This is a genomic window from Mesorhizobium sp. M7A.F.Ca.MR.362.00.0.0 (genome assembly GCF_004023175.1).
Lineage (GTDB): Bacteria > Pseudomonadota > Alphaproteobacteria > Rhizobiales > Rhizobiaceae > Mesorhizobium.
In genome coordinates this window covers 1-2,291 of sequence record NZ_RZTF01000629.1, presented here as the reverse complement: position 1 = coordinate 2,291, position 2,291 = coordinate 1, and the positions used below count along the sequence as shown (strand labels likewise).

The 2,291-nt window shown below is 63.1% G+C and carries 3 protein-coding genes; 2 read left to right on the top strand and 1 reads right to left on the bottom strand.

The window, feature by feature from the left end; genetic code table 11:
• On the top strand, window positions 1-228 hold a 228-nt coding region (locus EOC06_RS41130; RefSeq protein ID WP_128310042.1), incomplete at its 5' end, for a hypothetical protein.
• 10 nt (window positions 229-238) lie between these two features.
• Window positions 239-1,243 carry a cytochrome d ubiquinol oxidase subunit II gene (locus tag EOC06_RS36155; RefSeq protein WP_128310041.1) on the top strand — a complete coding sequence of 335 codons (1,005 nt, stop codon included), beginning with the start codon at window positions 239-241 and terminating at the stop codon, window positions 1,241-1,243.
• 184 nt (window positions 1,244-1,427) lie between these two features.
• Here the strand turns inward: EOC06_RS36155 and msrA are convergent, their stop codons facing one another.
• A complete protein-coding gene (gene msrA, locus EOC06_RS36150; protein ID WP_127319767.1) occupies window positions 1,428-2,159 on the bottom strand; it encodes a peptide-methionine (S)-S-oxide reductase MsrA in 732 nt (243 codons plus the stop codon).
• Window positions 2,160-2,291: the final 132 nt, after the last annotated feature.

Sequence of the window (2,291 nt, the reverse complement as noted above, 5' to 3'; positions counted from 1 at the left end):
CTCTCCCCGTATAGGGACGGGGAGAGGGGCGCTCGCATCGACGGTTTCGCCAATCACCAGCGTTGCAAGAAAAGCGCCGAGATTGCGGCCAGCCCCCTTCTCCCCGTCCCTATACGGGGAGAAGTGCCCGGCAGGGTGATGAGGGGCGGCGCCGACTTCGGCAATCGATCTGAAGCCTCGATAGAGTCCCATCCGATCACATCGCGATTAGCCGGCTTTGGTGAGTGAGGAGAAAAAGATGAGCTTCGACTGGCCAACCGCGCTTCCCCTCATCTTCGCCGGCCTGATGGGCCTCGCCATCCTGATCTACGTCATTCTCGACGGTTTCGATCTCGGCATCGGCATTCTGTTCGCCGCCGCTGAAGACGCCGAACAGGATACGATGATTGCCGCGATCGGCCCGTTCTGGGACGCCAACGAGACCTGGCTGGTGCTGGCCGTCGGCCTGCTGCTGGTCGCCTTCCCGCTGGCGCATGGCGTCATCCTGACGGCGCTCTACATTCCGGTCTTCGTGCTTTTGCTCGGGCTGATCCTGCGCGGTGTCGCCTTCGATTTCCGCGCCAAGGTGCCAGCTGGCCGCAAGCATCGCTGGAACCGTATTTTCTTCCTGGGTTCGCTCATCGCCTCGCTGGCGCAGGGCTATATGCTGGGCGTCTATGTGCTCGGGCTCGATGTCGGCCTCGGCGGCACGGCGTTCGGCGTGCTGGTGGCGTTCTGCCTTGCCGCCGCCTACGCGGCGATGGGCGCCGCCTGGGTGATCTACAAGACCGAAGGCGAATTGCAGAAGAAAGCGGTGCGCTGGCTGCGCACCGCGCTGGTGCTGACCGCGCTCGGCATGGCGGCGGTGTCGCTGGCGACGCCCTTCGCCAGCCCGCGCATCTTCGACAAATGGTTCGTCTGGCCGGAAATGCTTTATCTGTCGCCGCTGCCGATCCTGTCGGCGCTTTTGTTCCTGTGGCTGTGGCGGCAGACCTTCCATCTGCCGAAGCCCGACGACCGCCATTCGCTGATGCCGTTCCTGACGCTGGCCGCCATCTTCGCGCTCGGCTTTGCCGGCCTCGCCTGGTCGTTCTACCCGTTCGTGGTGCCGGATCGCCTGACCATCTGGCAGGCGGCTTCCGCGCCGGAGAGCCTGGCCATCATCCTCGCCGGCACCGTGGTCGTGCTGCCGGTCATCATCTTCTATTCGTTCTATGCCTACCGGGTGTTCGGCGGCAAGGCGAGGGATTTGACGTATGATTGAAGGGGATGGCGGGAGCTAATCTCCCCCCTCGAGGGGGAGATGTCGCCGAAGGCGACAGAGGGGGTCGCCACACGTAGAGCGCTAACCTCATTCTGTCGCAAGAGGCCGAGACCGGTCGAGCCGACCCCCCTCTGGCCCTTCGCGGCCATCTCCCCCTCAAGGGGGGAGATTAACAGCGCTCAGCTCAATTGCTCGCCGACAGCACCAGCACCGGCTTGTCGCTGTAGAGCGCCGGGAACAGTGCCTTCAAATTCGCCACCTTGGGCAGGTCGTTGTAGACGATGTAGGGATAGGTCGGGTTCAGCGTCAGGAAATCCTGATGATAATTCTCGGCCGGATAGAAGGTCTTGCCGGTTTCCAGCGTGGTGACGATCGGCTCCGGGAACACCTTGGCCTGGTCGAGCTGGGCGATGTAGCTTTGCGCGATCTTCTTCTGTGCATCGTTTTCGGCGAAGATCGTCGAGCGGTACTGCGTGCCGGAGTCCGGACCCTGGAAATTCAGCTGGGTCGGGTTGTGGGCGACCGAGAAATAGACCTGCAGCAGCTGGCCATAAGTGATTTTCGACGGATCGTAGGTGATCTCGACGGATTCGGCATGCCCGGTGCGGCCTGAGCCGACCGTCTCGTAGACGGCGGTGTCCTTGTCGCCGCCGGAGTAGCCGGAGACGGCCCTGGTGACGCCCTTGACGTGCTGGAAGACGCCCTGCACGCCCCAGAAACAACCGCCGGCGAAGATCGCCTTTTCAGTGCCGGTGGCCGCCTTCTCGTCGATTGCCGGCGGCGGGATCTTCACCGCGTCCTCGGCCGAAACCGCCGGCGTCAGCCAGAAGGCGGCGCCAGCGGCGGCAAGTGCAAGCGCGGCGAGGGCGCCTTTGACAAAGCCGAGCGAACGGTTTGAAATCTTGATGTTGGTCATGGTTGCACTCCTCGTGGCTTCCATAGGGATCAGTCTATTGCATCAAATAGTGCGGCGCGACGCACATTCGCGTGCGCCGAATGCGGAATCTTACCGTCAGCGCTGCCCCTCACTGTCCTGCCGGACATCTCT